A 21,533-nucleotide genomic window follows, 5' to 3' on the forward strand; every position below is an offset into this window, starting at 1 on the left:
TTGAATGGAGGTTTTCGCTATGTACCGATCCCTTTTTCCTCGTGACGTTTTCGCGGAGATGGATCGCCTGCAGCGCGACGTGCAGCAGGCCTTCGATCTGTCACCCACCATTCGCGGCTTAGCCCGCAACGGGTTTCCTGCTCTCAATGTCGGCGGTACGCCCAAGACCATCGAGATCTACGCCTTCTCGCCAGGCGTTGATCCTTCCACGCTCGAAGTCAATCTGGAACGTGGTTTGCTGACCATCGCAGGCGAGCGCAAGAGCCCGCTGCCCGATGCACAGGCCAAAGCGGCCGTGCACATCAACGAGCGCTTCGACGGACGCTTCCGCCGCGTGCTGACGTTGCCCGATGACGCCGATCCGGAAGCTGTCGACGCAAAGCTGCGCGATGGCGTGTTGCACATCACGGTGCAGCGCCGCGCCTCTGCACAGCCGCGCCGCATCGCCATCCAGTAACCCCACAGGTCGCCAACCGAGAAAGGAGATATGTCATGTCGAACGATGTCCGAGCCACCCACAGCAACGCCGCGCGTGGCGGTCCTACCTCGCAGGATCGGTCGCGCTACAGCGACGCTGCGCTAACGCCTCCGGTGGACGTTGTCGAGGATGCAAACGGCATCACCCTATTCGCAGATCTGCCCGGCGTGAGTCGCGAGAAGCTGAACCTGCATGTCGAAGCGGACACGCTGACGATCGAGGCCGAGTCCGACCTGACCGTGCCGGACGGCTTGACTTCCCAACATACCGAAGTTGGCTTGGCACGGTTTAGACGTGTTTTCACGTTGAGCAAGGAGCTGGATACCGAGAATGTGTCGGCGGAACTCGCACAGGGCGTGCTGAAGCTTCGTATTCCGAAGGCCGAGCATGCGCAGCCGCGGCGCATCGACGTGCAGGTCGCATAACCGGCCGCAAGGCTTGTAGCCGAACGCAGTCATCGCAATGCGTTCGGCTACCGTCGCTGACTCAATTCGAGAATTTTCTGAGTCTGTTCTCTAAGGCCGCCCATTTAGTCGTGCACCCCGCCGCCGTATCGAGCGGCCACGATAGCGCGCCCGACGGCAACCCGTGGCGTGACGCCTTCCAGCCAGGGGCCACGACCTTCTGGTAAGCGACCACCAGGCTTGCCGACGACGATCGCGCACCACTGCCAATTTTTTCTGGGCATCGGGGCTACATGGGTAAGCGTCCGGCGAACTCACATTGACGGCCGGCGGGATTTGTCCGCTTGATTGCAAGGGACTGCATGGCTAAGGCCGCCAGCCTCGACGAGGCTGTTACGATCACGCCATCGGGAACACAGCCTCCCGGCCTTTCGGGGTAGACGGTGTCCGTCCAAGCGCTGGTGACCTTGCCGGAGCTTCGTCCGTGGACACCGCCTTGCCCGAACCGTCTTCCCAGGCCCCCGCGCCTGTCACTTTCGCTGAAGCGTTCCGCTTCTGGCTCAAGCTGGGCTTCATCAGCTTCGGCGGCCCGGCCGGGCAGATCGCCATCATGCACACCGAGCTCGTCGAGCAGCGTCGCTGGATCAGCGACAAGCGCTTCCTTCACGCGCTCAACTACTGCATGCTGCTTCCGGGCCCCGAGGCGCAGCAACTGGCGACCTATATTGGCTGGCTCATGCACCGAACTGCGGGCGGCATCATCGCCGGCGCCTTGTTCGTGCTGCCCTCGCTTTTCATCCTCATCGCGCTGTCGTGGGTGTACATGCGCTTTGGCCACGTGCCAGCGGTGGCGGGCATCTTCTATGGCATCAAGCCGGCGGTGGCGGCACTGGTGCTGCACGCGGCCCATCGCATCGGCAGCCGTGCGCTGAAGAACCGTTGGATGTGGGGCATCGCCGCTGCTGCATTCATCGCCATCTTCGCTTTCGATACCCCGTTCCCCGCCGTCGTGGCGGTGGCGGCGCTGATCGGCTGGCTCGGTTCCCGCTGGGTGCCCGGTGTTTTCGCCCTGGGCGGGGGACATGGATCTGTCGAGAAGCACTATGGCGCAGCGCGGATTGATGACGACACTCCCACGCCGGCTCATGCGCGCTGGTCGCCGGCCTTCCTGGCCAAGGTGCTCGCGGGCGGTGTGGGCCTTTGGGTGGCCGCTGTTGCCGGGCTGGTGATGTTTCAGGGATGGGATCAGACCTTGACGCAGATGGGTCTGTTTTTCACCAAGGCCGCGCTGCTGACCTTCGGCGGCGCCTATGCGGTCCTGCCCTACGTGTACCAAGGCGCCGTGGAGCAGTACCACTGGCTTTCCGGGCCGCAGATGATGGACGGTCTTGCCCTGGGCGAGACGACGCCCGGGCCGCTCATCATGGTGGTGGCCTTCGTCGGCTTCGTAGGTGGCTGGCTGCATCAGGCACTGGGGCCCTGGGGGCCGTTCGCGAGTGGGGTGGCCGCAGCAACGGTAGTGACCTTCTTCACTTTCCTGCCGTCCTTCGTGTTCATCCTGGCCGGTGGCCCCCTGATCGAGGCCACGCACAACCGACTGGGCTTCACCGCGCCGCTGGCGGCGATCACGGCCGCAGTCGTGGGCGTGATCCTGAATCTGGCGCTTTTCTTCGTCTACCACGTCGTGTGGCCGCAGGGCTTCACGGAGCGCTTCGACGCGGCGGCCGCCGCTATCGCCGTAGCAGCAGCCGTAGCCCTGTTCCGGTTCAAGCTGGGCATCATGCCGCTGCTGGCGGCCTGCGCGGTGGTGGGGCTGGCGGTCACGCTGCTGCCGCACTGAGCTTGTGCCGATACAGGAGATGCTGATGGAACGCCCGACTACCGTAGCGTTGCTCTACCCCGGCGACCGCGCGATGCGTGATCGTGCCGACTCGCGCGAGAGCCGCTTCGCCGCCTTGTTCGACGCCTTCAAGGCCGCTGGCATCGCCGCGGGGCCCGCCGTGTACCACGACGACTTTGCGGACGAAGTCGCGACCCAGTTGCACCGCGTTGACGGGGTGCTTGTCTGGCACAACCCTGCCGAGAGTGGGCGCAGACGTGATCAGCTCGATGCGATGCTCAGGGAGGTCGCACAGCGAGGTGTTTTGGTGAGCGCGCACCCGGATGCCATCCTGCGGCTGGGCACCAAAGACGTGCTGCTGGACGTGCGCGACTTGCCCTTTGGCAGCGACGTGGTGCGCGTGGATTCACTCGATCGACTTGCAACAGAACTACCCGGACGGCTGCGCACGGGAGCGCGGGTACTCAAACAGCATCGCGGCCACAGTGGCATAGGCGTATGGCGGGTCGAGGCCATCGCGGATTCGACGCAACTGCGGGTGCGGCACGCCCAGCGTGGCAGTGAGGAAGAAGTCTTGGACATGCCTGCCTTGCTGCAACGCATGGCGCCGTATTTCGAGACGGCGAACGGTGGCCACATGATTGACCAGGCATGGCAGCCGCGCTTGATAGAGGGGATGGTGCGTGCCTATCTCGTTGGGGATCGCGTCGGTGGATTCGGGCACCAGGCCGTCAATGCGCTGTACCCCGGGGCAAGACGGAGAACCCGCGCCACCTGCCGGGCCCCGCCTGTACTACCCGGCTGACCTGCCGCAGCTCCAATACCTGCGCCGCATGCTGGAGACCCAGTGGGTCGAACTCCTGCGGCAACGTGTCGGCTTGCACCGTGAGCACTTGCCGCTACTGTGGGACTGCGACTTCATGTTCGGAGAACCGTCACCCGAAGAGCCAGAGCGCTACGTCCTGTGCGAGATCAACGTCAGTAGCGTGTCCCCGTTTCCGCCATCTGCAGTTGGGCCAATCGTGTCGGCCATGGCTGAGGCCTTGAAGGACGCGGGCCGGCGCTAGTGGCGGACCCGTGGCTGCCATTGGTGTGGGGCAGCAGTTCGCTGATGCGCCTTGCTGGCTGCGCAGGCAGCCGCTCAAGTACATCGCGGATGTAGGCATACGGTTCATGCCCATTCAGCTTGGCCGACTGGATCAGGCTCATGATCGCCGCGGCGCGCTTGCCGGCGCGCAGGGATCCAGCAAACAGCCAGTTCTGGCGGCCGAGCGCGACCGGCCGGATCCGGTTTTCTACCCAGTTGTTGTCGATCGGCAGGTCTCCATCTTCGAGGAAGCGCGTGAGCGCATCCCAGCGCTTGAGGCTGTAGTCGATCGCTTTGGCGGTCGCCGATCCGTCGGGGATCTTCTGGCGCTGCTGGCGCATCCACTGATGCAACGCATCGGCCACCGGCCTTGATCGCAGTCGTCGCAGTTCGAGCCTGCTGCCGCTATCAGCCCGCGCCACCTCGCGCTCGACGTCATACAGTGGACCGAAGAACTTCAGCGCCTGTTCGCCGACCAGGCTGCCGTGGTTGGCCCACAGTTCGTGGAACTTGCGCCGCGCATGTGCCATGCACCCGACCTCAGTCACCCCGAGTTCGAAGCAGGCCTTGTAGCCGCTGAAGTCATCGGTGACGAGCTTGCCCTGCCACCTCGGCTTGACACCGGCTGCGCTCAGCTTCAGGAAGTCGCGCACGTGCTGTCCACCACGGGTGTCGGCGAAGTCGAACACGACGCCCTGGACCGGGTTGAATTGCGTCGTGCAGTAGCTCCACAGGTAGGCCCGGTGCGTCTTTCCCGCTCCGGGCTTGAGCATTGCCACAGGGGTCCGTCAGCATGCAGCACGTCGTGTCGCAGCAGCTGTGCTGCCAGTGCATCCACCAGCGGCTGCAGCTGTGTGCCGCACTCACCCACCCACTGGGCCAGCGTCGAGCGGGCGATGACGTGGCCCGCGCGCTCGAAGATCGCTTCCTGCCGGTACAGCGGTAGATGATCCAGGTACTTGGCCACCAGCACCTGCGCCAGCAGGCCGGTGGTGGGCATCCCCTTGTCGATGACGTGAGCCGGCACCGGCGCTTGGGTGATCTTCTCGCAGCACCTGCACACCCACTTGCCGCGGATGTGGCGCTCGACCGTGAACACGCCCGGCTGGTAGTCGAGCTTCTCGGCGATGTCCTAGCCGATGCGCTGCAGCGGCTCGCCGCACCCGCAGGTGGTGTTCTCGGGCTCGTGGTGGACCTCGCGGCGCGGCAGGTTCGCCGGCAGCTTCTCGCGCTTGGGTTGTTGCTTCTCGGCAGGGGACGTCCTCGCTGCATGCAGTGCTTCGATCTCCGCAGCGACGGCGGCCAGATCGGTGTCCAGCGTCTCCTCGAGCAAGCTCTTTTGCTCGGCGTTGTAAGCTTCACTCTTGGCGGCGAACTTCAGTCGCTTGAGGATCGCGTTCTCGTGCGTGAGCTTGTCGATGATCGACTTCTGGAACCAACTGCGCGTCGACCTTGCGCAGCCTCTCGCGAAGCTCCTGTGGGTCCAGTGTGTCGATGTCGTCGGCGATCACGGACAGTGATCGTGCCGGCAACCATGCCCACACGCCATCCGCAGATACCACAACGGACGCGCTACAGCGTGGTGATCACACCGGCCTCACCGACGAGCTGCCAGGGCAGTCCCAGTACCAGCGCATCGAATTGCGGCCGGCTCAGTGTGAGCGTTCCGTCGATGTTCTTGGGCCTGGCGAACTTGCCGCTGTTCAGCCGCCTTGCGGCCAACCACACGCCGATGCCGTCGTGCACGAGCACCTTCATGCGGTTGGCGCGCCGGTTGGCGAAGAGGTAGGCATGGTGCGGGCGTGCAGCGCCGAACACCAACACGACTCGGGCCAGGGCAGCCTCGGTGCCGGCGCGCATGTCCAGCGGCTGCACCGCCATCCAGATCGACTCGACGCGGATCAACGCAAGATCTCGCGAAGCCAAGCAGCGCTCGCCGCGGCGGCACTGGATGGCCAGTTCACGACCACTGTGGTCGCGCCGCGCTGGAGTTCGATGCGGATGTCAGATGCTGTCGACGAGGGCGTGGAGTCGAGCTGCACGGGCACGAACGCCGCCTTGGCTCGATCCCGCGGCATGTCGACAGTCGTCTCGATCGACTCGACGCTGGGCAACCGTTGACCGCCTTGCTCGATCCAGCGGCGCAACAGGTTCGCATTGATGCCATTGGCCAATGCCACCGAGGCGATCGACACTCCGGGCCGGGAACAGGCGGCGACCAGGCTCGCCTTGAACTCATCGGTATGGAGGCGCCTGCGGCGCCGATCTCCTTTGACCGTCGTCTCGATAGTGTTCACGTGTCCGCCAAGAAATAAGTGGAATAGTGGACACGATGCTCCTAGGCCTTCTGGCGGGGATCAAGATGGGTTGGCCGGACGCTTACCTACATGGATCGCTCCGCGCTCGAGTAAGCGATCAAAGCCGGGCCAGTCCGCAAGGTAGTCCACCGCCGGCTCGCCCAAAGGTTTTACGATCCAGGCATTCAAGGCTGCGCCTGCAAGGTCTACGGAAGGCACCGCAGGCGACGCGTCCTTTCCTCGACACTGATACTGGGGCCGTGTCGGTCATCTTCCGCGAGGCCAGCAGCGAGAAGTGGCGATCGCTAGGCTTGACCCAGCGTTTGCAGATGTGCGGGCTTGAGGAGTTCTTGTCCCAGCCGACGCTAGCCGTCTTCCTGTATCGGCACCCAGTTGAACGTCCCAGGATCCGGTTCGTCAAACGTGCACCGAGATTCGCCGAAAGCAGGGCGCGTCCGCTCGCTGGAATCCACCCGCACCTGTCCGGCGGAACAGTCCATTGTTCTCGTCGCGTCCGGCATCCGGCATTTGCTGCGGCCAAGTACTTCGGCTCAACACCTCGCTCGGCGGATTTTCTTCAAGTCGATCAGCTACTTGTTGAGTCCGGATTTCTTCGGCTCGTCATCCATGGAAGCCTCCCGTGCCTCAGAACAGCTCGCTTCTCCTGCATTCGCGTTGGGTGCCACGTGCGGAACTCGGAGTGTCCAGCTAACCACCGAGGCCGAATGACCGCCAAGTCTCTTCCCAAGTTGCTCGGAATCACCAATCGGTCCGTCGCTTGACGGATCAGCGTCAGGCCGGCCTCAGCGCTTCCAAGAAGGCCACCGAGTCGGGTGCCCGCATAGTTCGAGCGAGGTCAAGTGCCGACAAACCTTCTGTGCTCCGAGCATCGATGTCCGCGCCACGCTCTAGAAGCACTTTCAAAATCTCGAGTCGGTTGAACATCGCTGCGAACATGACCGGCGTCTTTGCGCCGGGCGGCGCAAAGCCGTGCTGAGCCCCGTGTTCCAGCAGCAACTCAACGATGGGTTGAAACCCCTTGAATATTGCTCCAGCCAGTGGCGTCTGGCCCTTGTCATTGAATCGATCAGGTTCGGCACCGGCCTCCAGCAATGCCTCCGCAGCTTCCGCGTGGCCGTGATACGCGGCGAGCATCAAGAGCGTATCGCCGTTGTGATTGCTCATGTTAGGCGGCAGCCCCTTTGTCAACAAGCGCTTCAACATTTGAGCATCGCCGGTGCGCGCCAACTGAAAGACCCGTTGCGCGAATTCGAGGAATTCGGTGTCGGAGGCCGAGGTGTTTCTGTCTTTGTTGATCATGGAAAAATTTTTGGCGCGATGGGAGAGCACAGTGGCATCTTATGGACCTCTCGGGCGTACGCCGAACAGCCAGTACACCGCAGGAAAACCGTCCCCTCAGGAACCGAAGAGATCTCTGTTGCAAACTCAGGTGTCACAGCGAATGACCTGCAGTGCGATGGCGTTATGGGATACGTTTAGGGTGCAACGGAACTGTGCGCGCGAAGCTGTTCAAGCCCTTCGGTCGCGCTGCTGGCCGGTGATCCACCTGAAGGCATCTTTCTTCAGAGCTTCAGCGAGCTCGAGGCGCGTCTTATAGACCCCAGACGAATTGATTGTGAATCTGACCTGATCGCCTTGAACAATCTCTGCGCGGCCGGAAAGGTTGCCACCGGGGGCGGCGCGAGTCACTGCGCAACGCACCTCCCAGCCGTCGCGGAAAAATTGAGCGAAGAAGTCTGGTGTGGTCATGATCCTCTCGTCGTGCAGTGAGGCGCAGTAGATTAGGGATCGACAGCGTAAGAGGCGTCGGCCGACATCGGGCGGTCTTGTAATCCCGCCTCCATTTATCGATAGACCAAGTCGCGACCGATGCCTGATTCAGGAAGACAGATCCTTACGATCGGGGTGAGCGTCAGCGATGCGGACCCGCAGCGCCAATCACCGCGCTGTTGGATCGCGCGCCTGCCTACGGCGCTCTGCACGCGTCCCCGCACATGAGCAATTCGACTTGTCCTACGTGGAGTTCACTTGAAGGCTTGTGTGATCTGTGACGCAGAGACAAGACCTCCCACCAATCACAACAGGCGCCGTCTGCGAGGTTCATCAGCAAAACCGAGGCCACCATGTCAAACTCTGCTCAACATTCATTCGACTTTGCACCGTCCGCGGATATGAGCCTCGGTGTCGAACTCGAACTGCAGCTCATCGATGCAGAGACGGGCGATCTCGCTCAGCGGAGCCCGCAGATCCTTCAGGCCGCACGTCTGCCCAGGCCTTTGGCACGAGGGGCAATCGTTCCTGAGGTGAGCGCCGGCATGATCGAGATCTCCACAGGCGTTTGTGCGAATGCCTGTGAGGTAGCTACTGACCTCGAATCTCTGCGGAGCAGGGTCTCGTGCGCAGCCGCCGAACACGGCGCCCGCATATCCGGCGGCGGGCTGCATCCTTCCAAGCACTGGTCGGAACAGCAGATCTTCGACAGCCCACGCTATCGCGACCTGACTTCGCTGTACGGGGAAGTACTTAAGCAGACAACTGTATTCGGGCAGCACATTCATCTTGGATGCGCTGACGTTGAGCGTGTCCCGCTATTGATGCACCAGCTCGCCAGATACGTGCCGCATTTTATTGCGCTCTCGGCGTCCAGTCCCTTCATGGAAGGAAGGGACACCGGATTCGACTCCACCCGGACGTACTGCCCCAACCCATTTCCTACAGGACCCCGCGCGCCATTTACGAACTCCTGGCACGAACTCACCGAGTACCTGTCTAAATGGCTTGCGTGCGGGGTCATCAAGTCAATCAAGGACTTGCATTGGGACATCCGACCGAAGCCTGAGTATGGGACTGTCGAGATTCGCGTCCTTGATAGCCCGTTGTCTATCGAGCGAGCCGCCGCACTCGCCAGCTTCGCGCAACTTCTCGGAACGTGGCTGTTGGAGTCACAACCGTTTATCCCCCGGGACGAAGATTACCTCGTGTACGAGTACAACAAGTATCAAGCCGCGAAGTTCGGCCTGCAAGCAATCTACGTCGATCCGATGACACGGAAACAGTTGCTTTTGAGAGACCACCTCGGGAACCTGCTGTCGACTTTGGCGCGCCACGCGTCGGCGCCGAGAGATGAAGAACGACTCGCAACCCTGCGCAAGGTGGTGAGCACCATCCAGAACGACGCAACCGTCCTGCGCAGCTTGAGAGGCCGCTGCCGCAGCGTCAAAGAAATGGCGCTGCTTGCAGCGGGGATGATGGAGACATCTCCAAAGCCGGACGATGTTGTGCGCGCCTCGATGCCTCTCTTGACTGCTGTACCCCGCGAACCTCTTAGCGTATCTCGTAGTCAATGGGCTTGAAAGAGCCATTGTTCGAATTCTCAGCCGAACACGCTGTCAATCCGCAGATGAGGTCCATCTCGGCGCATAGCTCAATGAAGTCGCCGGCGCGAGATATGGGCGGCTTGACCTGAACCTCACCGGTCGCGGTGACGCCGACATTCATGAAAACATTGAACGTCGTTCCAATCTGGTCTGGACGAATTCCGTAGGGTTCAAAAGCTCGGTACAGATTCTCAAAGCAGCTGGGATGATGCCCGTGGTGCTGATACAGAATTTCGAACATCTCCTGGCTGCACGGCGTTAACAGGAAGTCGTGTCGACCGACCGTGTCCTCGACAATGCGAAACATTGGGCGGCTGTTGTTTGCGTAGAGTAGATCGCCCTTGGTCAGGTAGATCTTTGAAGCATAGTCGATGGACCGTCCGGAGGACAGGCTGCAACTGTGGTCGTCCTGTGCGAAGGCGTACAGGTCGGCAACCTGTTCGCCGAATGGATCGTTGATGCGCAGGATCTGACCGCCTCGCAAGGTGAAGGCGACGCCCGATTGCGGCGGAATACGGCAGCAGCCAGCTGTGTGGGTCAGCGATTTCTCCTCGGTCATTCGAGTCCTTTCAAGAGTGATGATGAAATGGGCACTTCCAATTCGATTCCACGGCGCGGCCAGAGTACTGCCGCGCTTCAGAGGCTTCACCGAAGCGGGCGAGCGCAGGATTGATTGATCCCTGCAGCGCAATTTCGCGCTGCCGGATGGCCTCCTGCATCGACTGGTACTTCCCGGACGATTTCATTGCTTCAAACTGATCATGGAAGTTGAATACCAAGCAAGGGATGGGCGATTGGCGCGCATGGCGCGAAGCCTGCGGGTGCATACCCACGACGAAGAAGGCCCGGCCTCCCACGCTAAATGAGAAATCGCTGCGCTCTGGATCGTGGCTAACTTCACCGTTCCACCTATAGCCGCGTGCTCGATCAAGGTCATGCAGCGATTGAAGTTGGGTCCACAGGGCTGTTTCGAACTCGATCTCGGTAGTGGGAAATCCGTCGAAGAGGGCAACGAAGCTCACCGGCACGAGGCCCGGGTCGGGAAAGGCCGTTGAGTAGGCGACAAGGGCGTCGAAAAGCGCTGGTGTCTGAGATGGGTCTCCCAACGTCTGCAGCTGAATGAACCGTATGCGCTTCTTGTTGAGCGCGGATTTCGCGCCCACGCACGGAAAACCCTTGGACGAGATGAACGCGCGCATTTCATCTATGCGAGAGCTGTTGGACGAGGGCTCCGTTTCGGCTGGGGAGAGGAGTTGATCTGTCATGCATCAACGGTCGGCAAGAGCCTTGGTCCGTGTCGAAGGCGAACCCGCCATTCGTGTGTGCGAAAAAAAAACTTGCGTGTAGGCCGTACGCGGCGAGCGGCAGGACAGCGCTGACGCGCTTCTGCCGCGGCGACGCTTTCTGCGGCTCTCACCTCCACGGTTGTCGAAATTAAATTGGTCTCCGTGAGTGGCACAATCGCAAGAAGTCCACGAGCGGAAACATCGCTACTGACGAGGAAGATCATATTGAGCAGGGGCCCAAAGCCATCGTGCTGACCAGCCTTGCATTGCGGTTGGACTTTTACCGTCTCGTGTCAGGACCGCAGGCTTGTCCAGAGAAAGGCCAGGGTCGCCAGCGCCATGACCGCGGTCGCGGCCCAGCCCAGCACCCGCCAGTGCAGCGGCAGCACCAGTTCGCCCATGAGGCGGCGGCTGCCGGCGGCCCACATGACGCCGACCATGATCGGCACCGACATCAACGAATTGAGCACCGCCGCCCAAACCAGCGCCTTCATCGGATCGACGCCGCACAGGCTGATGCCGATGCCGCAGACCATGGCGGCCGCGAGGATGCCGTAGAAGGCCGGCGCGGCGCCCACCGGCTGCTCGAGCCCGCGGCGCACGCGCAGGAACTCGGCGCAGGCATAGGCGGCCGAACCGCCGAGCACCGGCAGCGCCAGCAGGCCGGTGCCGACGATCCCCAGCGCGAACAGCGCGAAGGCCGCGCTGCCGGCCACCGGACGCAGCGCCTCGGCCGCCTGCGCGGTCGAGGCCACGTCGGTCTGGCCATGGGCATGCAGGGTGGCGGCCGAGGCCACGATCATCGAGAAGGCGATCGCGTTGGAGAAGCCCATGCCGACCCAGGTGTCGAGCCGCAGCCGGCGCAGTTGCGCGCGAGCCTGCGCGGGATGGGTCCGCAGCGCGTGGTCCCCGGGGATGCGCTCGATCTCCTCCACCTCCTGCGCCGCCTGCCAGAAGAACAGGTAGGGACTGATCGTGGTGCCGAGGATCGCCACCACCATCTTGATGCTCTCGGCATCCCCGTGCAGGCGCGGCAGCAGCGCGCCCGCGAGCGCGGCCTTCCAGTCGACGTGCGCCACCAGCGCCACGCCCACGTAGGCCAGCAGCGAGAGCGTGAGCCACTTGAGCACGCGCACGTAGCGGTGGTAGGGCAGCCAGGCCTGCAGCGCCAGCGACAGCAGGCCGAAGCCCAGCGCATAGAGCGCCTCGGGCCCGCCCAGGCCCAGCCGCGCGACCTCGGCCATGGCACCGATGTCGGCCGCGAGGTTCACCACATTGGCGACCAGCAGCAGCAGGACCGCGAGCAGCACGACCGGGCGCGGCCACAGGGTGGCGAAGGCCGAGGTGAGGCCGCGGCCCGTGGTGCGGCCGATGCGCGCGCTCGCGAGCTGGATGCCCACCATCAACGGATAGGTCAGCAGCAGGGTCCAGCCCATGCCGTAGCCGAACTGCGCGCCGGCCTGGGTGTAGGTGGCGATGCCGCTGGGATCGTCGTCGGCGGCGCCCGTGATGAGGCCGGGGCCGAGGCGGTTCAGGAAGCCGCGTTTCCCGGAAGGCTCGGCACCTTCGCTGTTTTTGTCCTGCTCGTTCGGCCTCGGCATGCTCGCCTCGTCGGTGACCTCGGGAAACCGAAAGTAGGGCGCGGCCCCCGCTCCACCTGTAGGACGCTGCTGCTACCTGGATGCACTTGGCGGACGGGCGCGGCCGTGCGGGCGTCCTACGCCCGCTTCTTCCGCGCCGGCCGCAACGAGATCTCCGCCGGCAGCGCGAAGCGGTCGCGCGCGCCCTCCTCCAGCCGCGTCGGCAGGTCCAGCGCCCGCGCCAGATGCGCCGCGTCGTAGGGCGCATGCACCTTGATGTCGTTGTCGAAGTAGCAGAACACCTCGCGTGCGCCGCGTTTCGCCGCGACCTTGGAGGCCAGACGCGCGTCCCGCACCTGCCGGCCCTTGCGCCAGGCTGCAATGCGTTCGGCCCAGCGCGCCAGCGCCTGCCGGCTGTAGCCGCTTGCGTAGAGTTCCTTGTCGCCATGCAGCCGCAGATAGACGAAGTCGGCCGTCAGGTCCTCCAGCAGCGGCCAGCGCTTCGCGGTATCGGCCACCACGAGCGCGATGCAGTGGCGACGCAACTGCGCGATGAACGCCGGGTCGACGAAGCTGTCGTCGCGCACCTCGACGGCATGCCGGATGCGCCGCCGGCCGCCGGTGTGCAGCCAGGCCTGCCCCGCCACGTTGTCGTCGTGTTCGCGCGCGAGTTTCAGGGCGGCAGCGCTGCTTCGCGGCAACAGCGAGAAGAAGGCCTCGAAGCGCTCGGGATCCCAGGCCATGCGCGGCGGAAACTGCCACAGGATCGGCCCGAGCTTGTCGCGCAGCGCGAGCACGCCCGAGGCCAGGAAGTTCGCGAGCGGCACGCGCACGTCGTTCAGGCGCCGCATGTGGGTGATGTAGCGTGGCCCCTTGACCGCGAACACGAAACCCGCGGGCGTCTCGTCGTGCCAGGCCTCGTAGGACGAAGGCCGCTGCAGCGAATAGAAGGAGCCATTGATCTCGATCGTCGGCAGCACGCGCGAGGCGAAGGCGAGTTCCTGCCGCTGCGCGAGCCCCGCGGGATAGAACCTGCCGCGCCACGGCGCATAGCGCCAGCCCGAGATGCCGATGCGGATCGCGGCGGCGGCCATGCTCGCCTTCAGGCCGGCGCCGCCTGCACCGGCCGGGTGATCGGCGCGCCGACCGACTTCGCACCCAGCGTCATCTCGGTCATCCACGACACCAGCAGCGTGCCGTAGGCCTGGCGCGACTCCTGGCGCGACAGCGCGTGGTCGGCGCCCGCGAGCACGCGGTAGGTGACCGAGCGCACGCCGCCCTTGAAGGCCGCGAGGTAGTTCTCGATCACGGGGTGCGGCACCGTCTGGTCGTCCTCCGACTCGACGATCAGCACGTCGCCCTTGAAAGCCGCACAGGCCGCGAGCGCCCGGTTGTCGTCCGGGCCGACCAGCGTGCGACGATAGGCCACGAGGTCGGAGCGGCTCAGTTGCCCCTTGGGCGTGAGCCACTCGCGATCGCGGTAGAGCGCCGGCGCGCGCAGCGCGAGCCAGCGCACCGGCCGCATGCTGCTGACCAGCGCCGCGAGGTAGCCGCCGTAGCTGCTGCCCACGATCGCGATCGCGTCGGGAGCGACCGAGGGATGGCCCACGAGCGCGTCGTAGGCCGCGAGCACGTCGCGCAGGTTGTCCTCGCGCGTCACGCTCATGCGCTGGTCCGCATGCTGCGCATGGCCGCGCAGGTCGAAGGTGAGGCACACGCAGCCCAGCGCCGCGAGCTCGTGCGCGCGCGCCATGTACTGCTGCTGGCTGCCGTCCCAGCCGTGCACCAGCAGCACGCCCGGCACCATGGTCGAGGCGGCGACCAGGGTGCCGGCGATGTGCTGGCCGTCCACGGGGATGTCGATGGTGCTATGTCGTGTCGCTGTCATGGTTCTGGATCAGGGCGTACTTGGCGAGCGGCCCGACTTCGGGGTCTTCGCCGCGGTACGCCACGATGGCCTGGGGCGGCACCATGGCCGCGCCGTAGACCTCGAAGGTCGAGGCCCGCACCGCCCGGCGTTCGGGCGCGCGGCGGAAGACCTCCAGCGCTGCGATCTCCGCACCGGTGGCGCCGCCGACGCGCCACGACTGCTCGAGCACGCCCGAGCGCCAGCGGCCCGCGGCATTGCGGCCCTGCGCCACGTCGTAGTTGACGCGCGAGGCGAAGAAGCCGGGGAAGCCGTCGCGCACGGCCTGGTGGTAGCGCCGGGCCTGGTCGATGGCCGTGCGCAGCGGCGTGCTCAGGTCGCGCGCGGCAAGCAGGTCGTCGAAGCCGCCGCGTGTCAGCATCAGGTCGGAACCGCCGTAGACCGCGAGCCCCGCGTTGTCGCGCGTCATGCGCTGGCGGCCGTGGTAGCTCACGGTGAGTTCGTCGACCACGACCTGGCCGACGCTGAAGGTGTCGGGATCGCGCAGGTTCTCCTCGAGCACCACGCCGTGGGCGGCGAGCTCCCCGGCGTCGAGCGCATCGAGCTGGCGGTCGAGCTCGGCCGTGTCGTGCGCCACGGTCTGGCCGCGGCCGCCCGTGGCACGCACCGGCTTGACCTGCACCGCGCCGGCCTCGAGCAGGCGCCGTCCGGCCCGGCGCGCCTCATCGGGCGAAAAGGCCGAAAAGCCCGCGAGCACCGCGCCGGCGACGGCGTGCCCCAAGTGCGTCGACCATCCCGCGGGACGCGCGGCGCCGGCATCGGGCAACGGGTGGGTGATCGCCTTGGTGGCGACGAAGGCGAATTCGACGACACCGCCGAACAGGTCGTCCGCACCCGCGATACCCATCGCGCGGGCGCGAACGGGGTCTGTCACGGTGCCGCTCGGGACGAAGTAGACATGCCCGCCATAGGTCCTTGGCGCGTCCGCGCGCAGGCTCGGCCCCGCGCGCCCGCCACAGTCGCCCGCGTAGGCATAGCGCTTGAGCGTGGCGAGCCGGCGCGCGAAATGGGCGCGCGTCTCGCGTTCGTGCGCGCTGCAGTAGGCGCCGGGCTCGACATCCCACGTGACCACGCTGCCGAATGGAAGGCTCTGGAGGCTGGCCGCTTCCGCTGTCATGGGCGCCATCGTGCGATGTCAGGCGGCGCAAAGCGTAGGACGATGGCACCGCCCGGCTGTCGGCATGGGCGCAATGCGAAGCGGCCATGGCGGAAGATTCGTGACGACCCACGGCTCGAGGAACCGCTGCCAGAGCGGGCGCCGAAGCGACCTCTAGCAACGCCTGAAGACCGTCGACGCCAGTATCGGCCGCCAAACTTAAGCCGGCTTGAATGAAATCGCGATCGCTCGGGAAGCCCGCTGCAAACGCACCGCGGTGGCGATGGCCTTGTCGAGCAGCTCGAGGCCGAGGTCGATCTCGCTGTCGCTGATGGTGAGCGGCGGCGCGATGCGGAACACGCCGCCCATCGAGGGCAGCTTCACGATGTTCATGCTCAGGCCCAGCTTCATGCATTCGAGCGTCGCCGTTTCTGTCCAGCCTCTCAAACTCCGTGACTTTCGATGAAGCATCCCGGGCTCCGGCCGGCCTCGGGAGCGCTCAACTGCGCGATGAGGTGGCGGACAGGAAGTGCCTGAGTTCTTGAATCAGATCGACGAAACACGGCTTCGGCGACTCAGGCTACCCGGGCATGCGCGAGCGCGCCGCGCCGCAAGGTCGGCCTGACATGTGACAACGCGGGCAGGCAGGGTGCTTGATCCAACCTGAGTTCGTGACCGAGCACATGGAGAAGGTGAAGGCCAGCATCCCAGCCAGGGTCGAACACCCGTTCCGATTTACCAAACTGCGATTCGCCTTCAACACGGTTCCCTATCGAGGCTTGGCGAAAAGCACGCCGCAGGTCGTCACGCTGCTTCTTCGCTAGAACCTGTGGATGGTGCCCGTAGGGGTACACGCACGGCGGAGATGCGCAGCAACGAAAAATCGAAATTCCTCCAACGAGCAGAGCGGTCGCATCGTCGCCTTTGGCCTCTTTCAATCGCCTTGGTAGATCACGTTCTGCAGCTTATCCTCAGTCGATAGCTACGGTGTTCATTCAAATTTTGGCGCGGCACATCCGCGACGTTGAAAGAAACTCGCGGTCTCGTCTAGGACGTCCAGCGATACTTCTGCGATGGTCCGACGCTTGCTGGACCCGGCTCGCGCTTGTCGGCATCTTTTCCGACAAACGTTGCAAAAGCCGTTGAGTACGCTCTTCTGCATCTTGGGATCAAACGAAGTCCCATTCCGAGTCCGGGCTCCGCCCGGTCTCTGCTCATCCGACATGTCATATATGCATCAGCCACGGCCCTTCCACTCCTTCGTTGTACGAAAGCAGCCAAAGACGCCCGCTGTGCGCGGTGACGAGCGCGATGCGCTCTCGCATTCCGAGCGCTATAAGGAATGGGAGGTTCATCACAGACTCATGCCGGCGCCCGCGCTCGCCACCTTATTCGGAACTACGCAAATTCGTCGCGGGGGCGAACGCTATTGCGAGTTGCCAATCTTCGAGCCGCAGTGCAATGCGCTTGCATCGATCGACCTGTTACTTGAACAGTGCCTCGCCTGGATAGGGAGCCGGTCGGCGGCCGCAGACCCGCCAACGTTTTCCGCGAGCTAAGCGCAATGGACTGGATTTCTTGGCTGCAATGGCCCGCATTCGTCGCCTCGGTTGGCGCCGCCTGGCTTGTTGCATCGAACGTGAAGAGTAAGCGCAACATTGGATTTTGGGTATTTCTTGCAAGTAACGCGCTGTGGGGTGTCTGGGGCCTTTATTCAAGCGCTTGGGCGCTGATTGCGCTCCAAGTCTGCTTGGCCGCGATGAACCTGCGCGGACTTCGCAAGACCGATGGCGCGTCTCCGCAAAAATGATCGGCGAGCGACCTGAAGCCGATAGAACCTTTGAACCGAGTTTGATCACCGCTTAGCCGACAGGAAAGCGAAGGGCGCCGGTTTCTGCCCTTACCACCCGCGCGGTCAATGAACTGTGCACGCCATCTACCCTACATGCCGCCTCAGCGCGACGTGCAGCAGGCCATCGATCTGTCACCCAGCATTCGCGGCTTCGCCCGCAACGGATTTCCAGCCCTGAACGTCGACGGAATGCCAAGACCATCGAGATCTATGCCTTTGCACCTGGCGTTGATCCCGCAACACCAGCAGCTTAGCTCGATTTTCGCGAATCGACGATGTGTCTCAGAGCAGCCTCGAGCGTCGGCCAGTTGCGGAACACATATACCTTCTCGCCGGGATCGAAGCGTGCGCCAAACTCGAGGAGCATGTCGGCAAGACTGGCCACGCTGCCGAGCAACGCGGCCTCCGGCTGACCATCCGACGATGCGAAATCGCCCACCGTGCAGCCCAATTGGGCAGCAAGTCCTTGCGCGCGCTGAGAACCTAGGGGAGCTGGAAGAAGCATGTTGCGATTCTGCCAGGGGCCGTTCGTCGGCATGCGAACGAATTCGTGCGTTCTGTGTCCTTCTGCAATTGAGGGTCGAGGCTGCAGATTGCGCCCGCGTCAGGCCAACTCGCAAGGTTCGTCGAGCAGCAGGCGCGGGTGTCGCTCGAAAAAGCTTTGCCCAGCGCGATGGTCGCGATGCAAGCTCGCCGAAGGCTCTCTTTCGACGTTCAGGCATAACGACTCCGCTTTCTCAGCGCGTCTCGCTGGCCATTCGCTTTACTGCCTTTTCTTGCGCACGAAGCCTGCACCGCGATCCGGTGTTCTTCGCTTGCCAGGGCAATGGCTTGCGCACTCGCTTCCATCGCCAGCATCGTCGGCAAATCACTTTGGAGTGATGCGTCCAATGCCTGCTTGGTCAGCAACAGCGCGGTAGGCGAACCGGTGGCCAGTGCGGCGGATACTTCGTCCGCCCTTGCATGCAGGGTTTGCCAAGGCAGGACTTCGAGTGCCAGGCCCATGGCGTGCGCTTCGGTCGCGCCGATCTCGCGCGCCGATCTCGGCCCCGACAGGGTGAGGGCCTTCGCTCGCTGCAGGCCCACGAGACGCGGAAGGGTGAAGAGTGCGGCACAGTCAGGAATCAGGCCGACACGCTGGAACACCATGCAGAGCCTCGCGCGATCACTCAGCAGGACCATGTCGGCCAGAAGTGCGAGGCTCATGCCGGCGCCGGAGGCCACGCCGTCCACGGCGGCGATCACCGGTCGCGGAAAACCGTGCAGTGCGAGCACGAGCCGGCGGTACCGGCTCATGCCTTCGAGGGCTTCGCCTGCTTGACGGATGCCTTGTCCCGCCATGTCGCGCACGTCGCCGCCTGCGCAGAACGCATGAGCCGCGCCGCGCAAGATCAGCACGCGCACCCTGGCGTCGGCGGCGAGGCGTTCCAGCGCATCCGTCATTTCGTCGGCCATCAACCGGTTGATGGCGTTGAGCGATGCGGGACGGTTGAGCGTGAGCGTCGCGACGCCTGCGTCTGACACGTCGCAAAGAAGGTTTTCGAAGCTGTGCGTCATCGATGCCCTCTCAAACGACGCGCTGCTCGCGCAGCGATGCGATCGCTTCGGGCGCCATCTCCAGCACCTCGCGCAGGATGCGATCGGTGTGCTCGCCGATCGTCGGCGGCGCGGTGGGCTGCGGCGCCGTGGTCCCGGTGCAGCGGATCGGCGACGGCTGTCGATGAAGAACGGCAGGCCCCGTCCCCGGACGCACGCATACGTGAAGAAGCGCGAAGTGCCGTGCGCGAGGTGTTGTTCGTATCGCCGTCGAGCACAAGGCGCCGCAGCTGTCCCCGGGGCGACCTGAGTTGTTTGCACCCATACACCAAGTCTGGCGGTTCTGTCCGTCGTCTCGCCGCCGTCAAAGCAGTCGCACCCGCGCTGATCCGCGCGCATGCAGAGCCTTTTGAACTACCACTTGCACCTGAAAGAGAAAAACCGCACAATTCAAAAAAAACGAAGCCTCATTCATTTTGATAGGAGACAAATGTTAGTTCTTCGGGATCACTCTGGCGCACCTCGGCGCCCTGCGTGGCTGCGAGCCACCATCGCCATTGCTTGTGGCAGCGTGCATCTGTACGCCAGTGCGCAGTCAGATGCGCCGCCTGCCGTGTCCACCTCCGAGTCCGCTGCGCCCAAATCGATCGAGTCCATCAGCGTCACCGCGCAGCGACGCAGAGAGCCGGCAAGGGAGGTTCCGTTGACGGCGGATGTGCTCAAAGGCGAGGACATGGAGCGTGGTGGCTACCAGTCACTGAGTGACCTGGCTGCATTGCTGCCCGGCATGAATCACAACCAGTCGGGGGGCGGCACGGGCGGAAGCCAGATCACCATGCGCGGCATTTCGACAGGCTCGCAAGTTGGGGCGACGGTCGGCATGTACGTGGATGACGTTCCATTCGGCTCGAGCTCCGCCTATGCAGGCGGGGGATCTTCCTCGCTCGATCTCGGCCTGTTCGATCTCGCGAGCGTCGAGTCGCTTCGCGGACCACAGGGAACGCTCTATGGCGCCGGCGCCATGGGGGGGCTGATCAAGTATGTGGCTGTAGAGCCGGATTCGAGCGCGTTCAGCGGCCAAGTGACCGCGGAAGCTTCCGGTGTGCAGGGCGGCAAGACCGGTCACGTCATGCGAGGTATGTTGAACGCGCCGCTGAGCGACGGCGTCGCCGGGCTTCGGGCGACCGTTTATCAGCGTTCGGACGGCGGATTCATCCGTGACGTCAATCGCTCCGGACGCCTGGTGGACGCTTCGAAGACGGACGGTGCTCGCGTCGCTTTGCTCCTCACGCCTTCGAAGGACGTGACTGTTCGGCTGACCGCGCTGACCCAGAACCAGGAGCGCGACGGAGCGTCGACCCAGGACACCGACATCGCGACAGGTCGCCCCCTCTTCGGCGCACGGACCAAGCGGCTCATGTTGAGCGAGCCATCCGAGGTTCGCAACGACCTCGTCTCTGCAGCACTCAAAGTCGATCTGAAGTGGGCCACGCTCGATGCGATCACCGGATGGCAGCGTACCTCGAGCGCGGGCCGCGTCGACACCTCTGCACTTTACGTGCCGCTGCTCGCGCCGCAAGGAATCGTCAACAGTGCGTATGGCATGGACTATGGGTTCAACAACCGGAAGTTCACGCAGGAGGTGCGACTGACCTCGCCGCGCAGTCGGCAGTTTGAATGGCTGGGGGGCTTCTTCTATACCGACGAGACTGGCTCCAAGACGCAGCATCTCAGCCCGTTCAACGCGTTTGCGCAGCCGACGAATCCGGTTCTGGCAGATGCCAAGTTTCCATCGACCTTCCGTGAAACCGCCATCTTCGGCACCGGCACCTACTACATCACGCCAGATGCCGACGTCACCATGGGGGTACGCCACAGCCGCAACAGTCAACGCTTGGATCAGCAGTTCAGCGGCATCTTCGCGCCAAAACCCCAGCCTGCGTCGCAGTCATCGGAGGGCGTGACGACCTGGCTGCTCACAGGAAGATGGCGTCCGGCCGAACATCAAGCGATCTACGTACGCGCTGCCAGTGGATACCGGCCAGGGGGACCGCTGCCACTTATCGTGAATCCCCTGACCGGAGCACCGCTCACCAACTCCTCCTTCAAGTCCGACAGCCTGTGGAGCTATGAACTGGGCTGGAAAGGCGACGTGATACCGGGCCGCCTGTCGACGGAGGTGGCGCTCTACCAGATCGACTGGAAGGACATGCAGGTGTTCACGTCGAGCGCGGGCTTTTCCGGCATAGGAAATGCGGGGCGTGCGCGTTCGCGCGGTCTTGAATGGACGCTGCGCGCGGCGCCGATCGACTCGCTGCGATTGGCCACATCGCTCAGCGTGATCGACGCGAAGCTCGTCGACGACAGCCCCGATCTGGGTGGAAGGGCTGGGGAGCGACTGCCCAACACGGCGCGGGTCTCGGCCGCCGTGCAGGCCGACTACAACTTCAGCGTCAGCGGCTACCCGGCGTACTTCGGTGCGACCCTGCGCTATACCGGCGACCGTTTGAACAGCTTCAAGTCCTCCCCTGGGATCCCTCAATACAGGTTGCCGGCGTACACGGCGATCGACCTGCGCGGCGGCGTGCAGGTGGGCAAGGTCAATGTGGGTCTGTTTGTGCGTAACTTGACCAATCGCCGCGGGCAGACTGCAGCCGATACCACCCTGAGCACTGCGGGCGGACCGGCGCGGGTGAACCTTATCACCCCGCGCACGATCGGGCTGCAGTTCTCCATGGACTTCTCCTGAGCG

General features: G+C 64.0%; 24 protein-coding genes and 2 pseudogenes. 9 read left to right on the forward strand and 17 right to left on the reverse strand.

Translation table 11 applies throughout. From position 1 onward, the window contains the following. Nucleotides 1–19: 19 nt before the first annotated feature. The 5 genes from ACEN9J_RS38640 (at nt 20) to ACEN9J_RS38660 (ending at nt 3,789) form a co-directional block, all read left to right on the forward strand. Nucleotides 20–457 (forward strand): Hsp20/alpha crystallin family protein, encoded by a 438-nt coding sequence (locus tag ACEN9J_RS38640; protein WP_413765053.1) that lies wholly within the window; start codon nt 20–22, stop codon nt 455–457. Between the two features lie 35 nt (nt 458–492). Next, a complete protein-coding gene (locus ACEN9J_RS38645; protein WP_413765054.1) occupies nt 493–903 on the forward strand; it encodes an Hsp20/alpha crystallin family protein in 411 nt (136 codons plus the stop codon). 463 nt (nt 904–1,366) lie between these two features. Further along, nucleotides 1,367–2,722, forward strand: a complete 1,356-nt coding sequence (gene chrA, locus ACEN9J_RS38650) for a chromate efflux transporter (RefSeq protein WP_413765055.1) — start codon at nt 1,367–1,369, stop codon at nt 2,720–2,722. Nucleotides 2,723–2,747: 25 nt separating this feature from the next. Continuing rightward, complete coding sequence (locus ACEN9J_RS38655) at nt 2,748–3,527, forward strand: Cj0069 family protein (protein WP_413765056.1); 780 nt, start codon at nt 2,748–2,750, stop codon at nt 3,525–3,527. Between the two features lie 28 nt (nt 3,528–3,555). After that, the gene (locus ACEN9J_RS38660; protein ID WP_413765057.1) at nt 3,556–3,789 is read left to right on the forward strand and encodes a hypothetical protein; all 234 of its coding nucleotides are present in this window, start codon (nt 3,556–3,558) and stop codon (nt 3,787–3,789) included. Here ACEN9J_RS38660 and ACEN9J_RS38665 read toward each other — a convergent pair. The 8 genes and pseudogenes from ACEN9J_RS38665 to ACEN9J_RS38700 form a co-directional block, all read right to left on the reverse strand. Continuing rightward, a complete protein-coding gene (locus ACEN9J_RS38665; protein WP_413765713.1) occupies nt 3,701–3,931 on the reverse strand; it encodes a transposase domain-containing protein in 231 nt (76 codons plus the stop codon). The two genes, ACEN9J_RS38660 and ACEN9J_RS38665, sit on opposite strands and share 89 nt — an antisense overlap. Beyond that, nucleotides 3,917–4,908, reverse strand: a pseudogene (tnpC, locus tag ACEN9J_RS38670) (IS66 family transposase); the annotation flags it as partial. The gene ACEN9J_RS38665 and the pseudogene tnpC, both read right to left, overlap by 15 nt. 33 nt (nt 4,909–4,941) lie before the next feature. Further along, nucleotides 4,942–5,232, reverse strand: a complete 291-nt coding sequence (locus ACEN9J_RS38675) for a transposase domain-containing protein (protein ID WP_413765714.1) — start codon at nt 5,230–5,232, stop codon at nt 4,942–4,944. Beyond that, the gene (locus tag ACEN9J_RS38680) at nt 5,168–5,320 is read right to left on the reverse strand and encodes a hypothetical protein (protein WP_413765058.1); all 153 of its coding nucleotides are present in this window, start codon (nt 5,318–5,320) and stop codon (nt 5,168–5,170) included. The genes ACEN9J_RS38675 and ACEN9J_RS38680 overlap by 65 nt, the downstream gene beginning before the upstream one ends. 61 nt (nt 5,321–5,381) lie before the next feature. Then, the gene (tnpB, locus tag ACEN9J_RS38685; RefSeq protein WP_413765059.1) at nt 5,382–5,714 is read right to left on the reverse strand and encodes an IS66 family insertion sequence element accessory protein TnpB; all 333 of its coding nucleotides are present in this window, start codon (nt 5,712–5,714) and stop codon (nt 5,382–5,384) included. Beyond that, nucleotides 5,711–6,106, reverse strand: coding sequence for an IS66-like element accessory protein TnpA (gene tnpA, locus ACEN9J_RS38690; RefSeq protein WP_413765060.1), 396 nt, complete (start codon nt 6,104–6,106; stop codon nt 5,711–5,713). Before tnpA ends, tnpB begins: the two co-directional genes overlap by 4 nt. Nucleotides 6,107–6,898: 792 nt before the next feature. Continuing rightward, nucleotides 6,899–7,426: an ankyrin repeat domain-containing protein gene (locus ACEN9J_RS38695; protein ID WP_413765061.1), complete on the reverse strand. Its 528-nt coding sequence runs from the start codon at nt 7,424–7,426 to the stop codon at nt 6,899–6,901. A 210-nt stretch (nt 7,427–7,636) separates the two neighbouring features. Further along, on the reverse strand, nt 7,637–7,876 hold the full coding sequence (locus ACEN9J_RS38700; RefSeq protein ID WP_413765062.1) for a hypothetical protein: 240 nt from the start codon (nt 7,874–7,876) through the stop codon (nt 7,637–7,639). Nucleotides 7,877–8,250: 374 nt separating this feature from the next. On the opposite strand from ACEN9J_RS38700, the gene ACEN9J_RS38705 reads away from it, so the two are divergent. Further along, nucleotides 8,251–9,480: a YbdK family carboxylate-amine ligase gene (locus ACEN9J_RS38705; protein WP_413765063.1), complete on the forward strand. Its 1,230-nt coding sequence runs from the start codon at nt 8,251–8,253 to the stop codon at nt 9,478–9,480. On the opposite strand, the gene ACEN9J_RS38710 is transcribed toward ACEN9J_RS38705, so the two are convergent. The 7 genes and pseudogenes from ACEN9J_RS38710 to ACEN9J_RS38740 all read right to left on the reverse strand — a co-directional run. Further along, nucleotides 9,452–10,063, reverse strand: coding sequence for a DUF1989 domain-containing protein (locus ACEN9J_RS38710; RefSeq protein ID WP_413765064.1), 612 nt, complete (start codon nt 10,061–10,063; stop codon nt 9,452–9,454). The two genes, ACEN9J_RS38705 and ACEN9J_RS38710, sit on opposite strands and share 29 nt — an antisense overlap. 10 nt (nt 10,064–10,073) lie before the next feature. Further along, on the reverse strand, nt 10,074–10,769 hold the full coding sequence (gene gntA, locus ACEN9J_RS38715) for a guanitoxin biosynthesis heme-dependent pre-guanitoxin N-hydroxylase GntA (RefSeq protein WP_413765065.1): 696 nt from the start codon (nt 10,767–10,769) through the stop codon (nt 10,074–10,076). Nucleotides 10,770–11,083: 314 nt separating this feature from the next. Further along, nucleotides 11,084–12,391, reverse strand: a complete 1,308-nt coding sequence (locus tag ACEN9J_RS38720) for an Nramp family divalent metal transporter (protein ID WP_413765066.1) — start codon at nt 12,389–12,391, stop codon at nt 11,084–11,086. Nucleotides 12,392–12,507: 116 nt separating this feature from the next. Then, nucleotides 12,508–13,464: a DUF72 domain-containing protein gene (locus ACEN9J_RS38725; RefSeq protein ID WP_413765067.1), complete on the reverse strand. Its 957-nt coding sequence runs from the start codon at nt 13,462–13,464 to the stop codon at nt 12,508–12,510. A gap of 8 nt (nt 13,465–13,472) precedes the next feature. Beyond that, a complete protein-coding gene (locus tag ACEN9J_RS38730; RefSeq protein ID WP_413765068.1) occupies nt 13,473–14,258 on the reverse strand; it encodes an alpha/beta hydrolase family protein in 786 nt (261 codons plus the stop codon). Beyond that, nucleotides 14,239–15,414 carry a DUF3182 family protein gene (locus ACEN9J_RS38735; protein WP_413765069.1) on the reverse strand — a complete coding sequence of 392 codons (1,176 nt, stop codon included), beginning with the start codon at nt 15,412–15,414 and terminating at the stop codon, nt 14,239–14,241. The genes ACEN9J_RS38730 and ACEN9J_RS38735 overlap by 20 nt, the downstream gene beginning before the upstream one ends. Before the next feature lie 198 nt (nt 15,415–15,612). Beyond that, nucleotides 15,613–15,816, reverse strand: a pseudogene (locus tag ACEN9J_RS38740) (hypothetical protein); the annotation flags it as partial. A gap of 1,141 nt (nt 15,817–16,957) precedes the next feature. On the opposite strand from ACEN9J_RS38740, the gene ACEN9J_RS38745 reads away from it, so the two are divergent. After that, complete coding sequence (locus ACEN9J_RS38745; protein ID WP_261216297.1) at nt 16,958–17,203, forward strand: hypothetical protein; 246 nt, start codon at nt 16,958–16,960, stop codon at nt 17,201–17,203. A 292-nt stretch (nt 17,204–17,495) separates the two neighbouring features. Here ACEN9J_RS38745 and ACEN9J_RS38750 read toward each other — a convergent pair whose 3' ends face one another. Beyond that, nucleotides 17,496–17,783 (reverse strand): hypothetical protein, encoded by a 288-nt coding sequence (locus tag ACEN9J_RS38750; RefSeq protein WP_413765070.1) that lies wholly within the window; start codon nt 17,781–17,783, stop codon nt 17,496–17,498. Nucleotides 17,784–17,959: 176 nt separating this feature from the next. Next, on the reverse strand, nt 17,960–18,802 hold the full coding sequence (locus ACEN9J_RS38755; protein WP_413765071.1) for an enoyl-CoA hydratase/isomerase family protein: 843 nt from the start codon (nt 18,800–18,802) through the stop codon (nt 17,960–17,962). A gap of 2 nt (nt 18,803–18,804) precedes the next feature. On the opposite strand from ACEN9J_RS38755, the gene ACEN9J_RS38760 reads away from it, so the two are divergent. Beyond that, on the forward strand, nt 18,805–18,969 hold the full coding sequence (locus ACEN9J_RS38760) for a hypothetical protein (protein ID WP_413765072.1): 165 nt from the start codon (nt 18,805–18,807) through the stop codon (nt 18,967–18,969). Between the two features lie 209 nt (nt 18,970–19,178). Continuing rightward, complete coding sequence (locus ACEN9J_RS38765) at nt 19,179–21,530, forward strand: TonB-dependent receptor (RefSeq protein ID WP_413765073.1); 2,352 nt, start codon at nt 19,179–19,181, stop codon at nt 21,528–21,530. Nucleotides 21,531–21,533 lie beyond the last annotated feature (3 nt).

It is taken from the genome of Variovorax sp. Varisp41, assembly GCF_047325085.1.
GTDB lineage: Bacteria > Pseudomonadota > Gammaproteobacteria > Burkholderiales > Burkholderiaceae_C > Variovorax.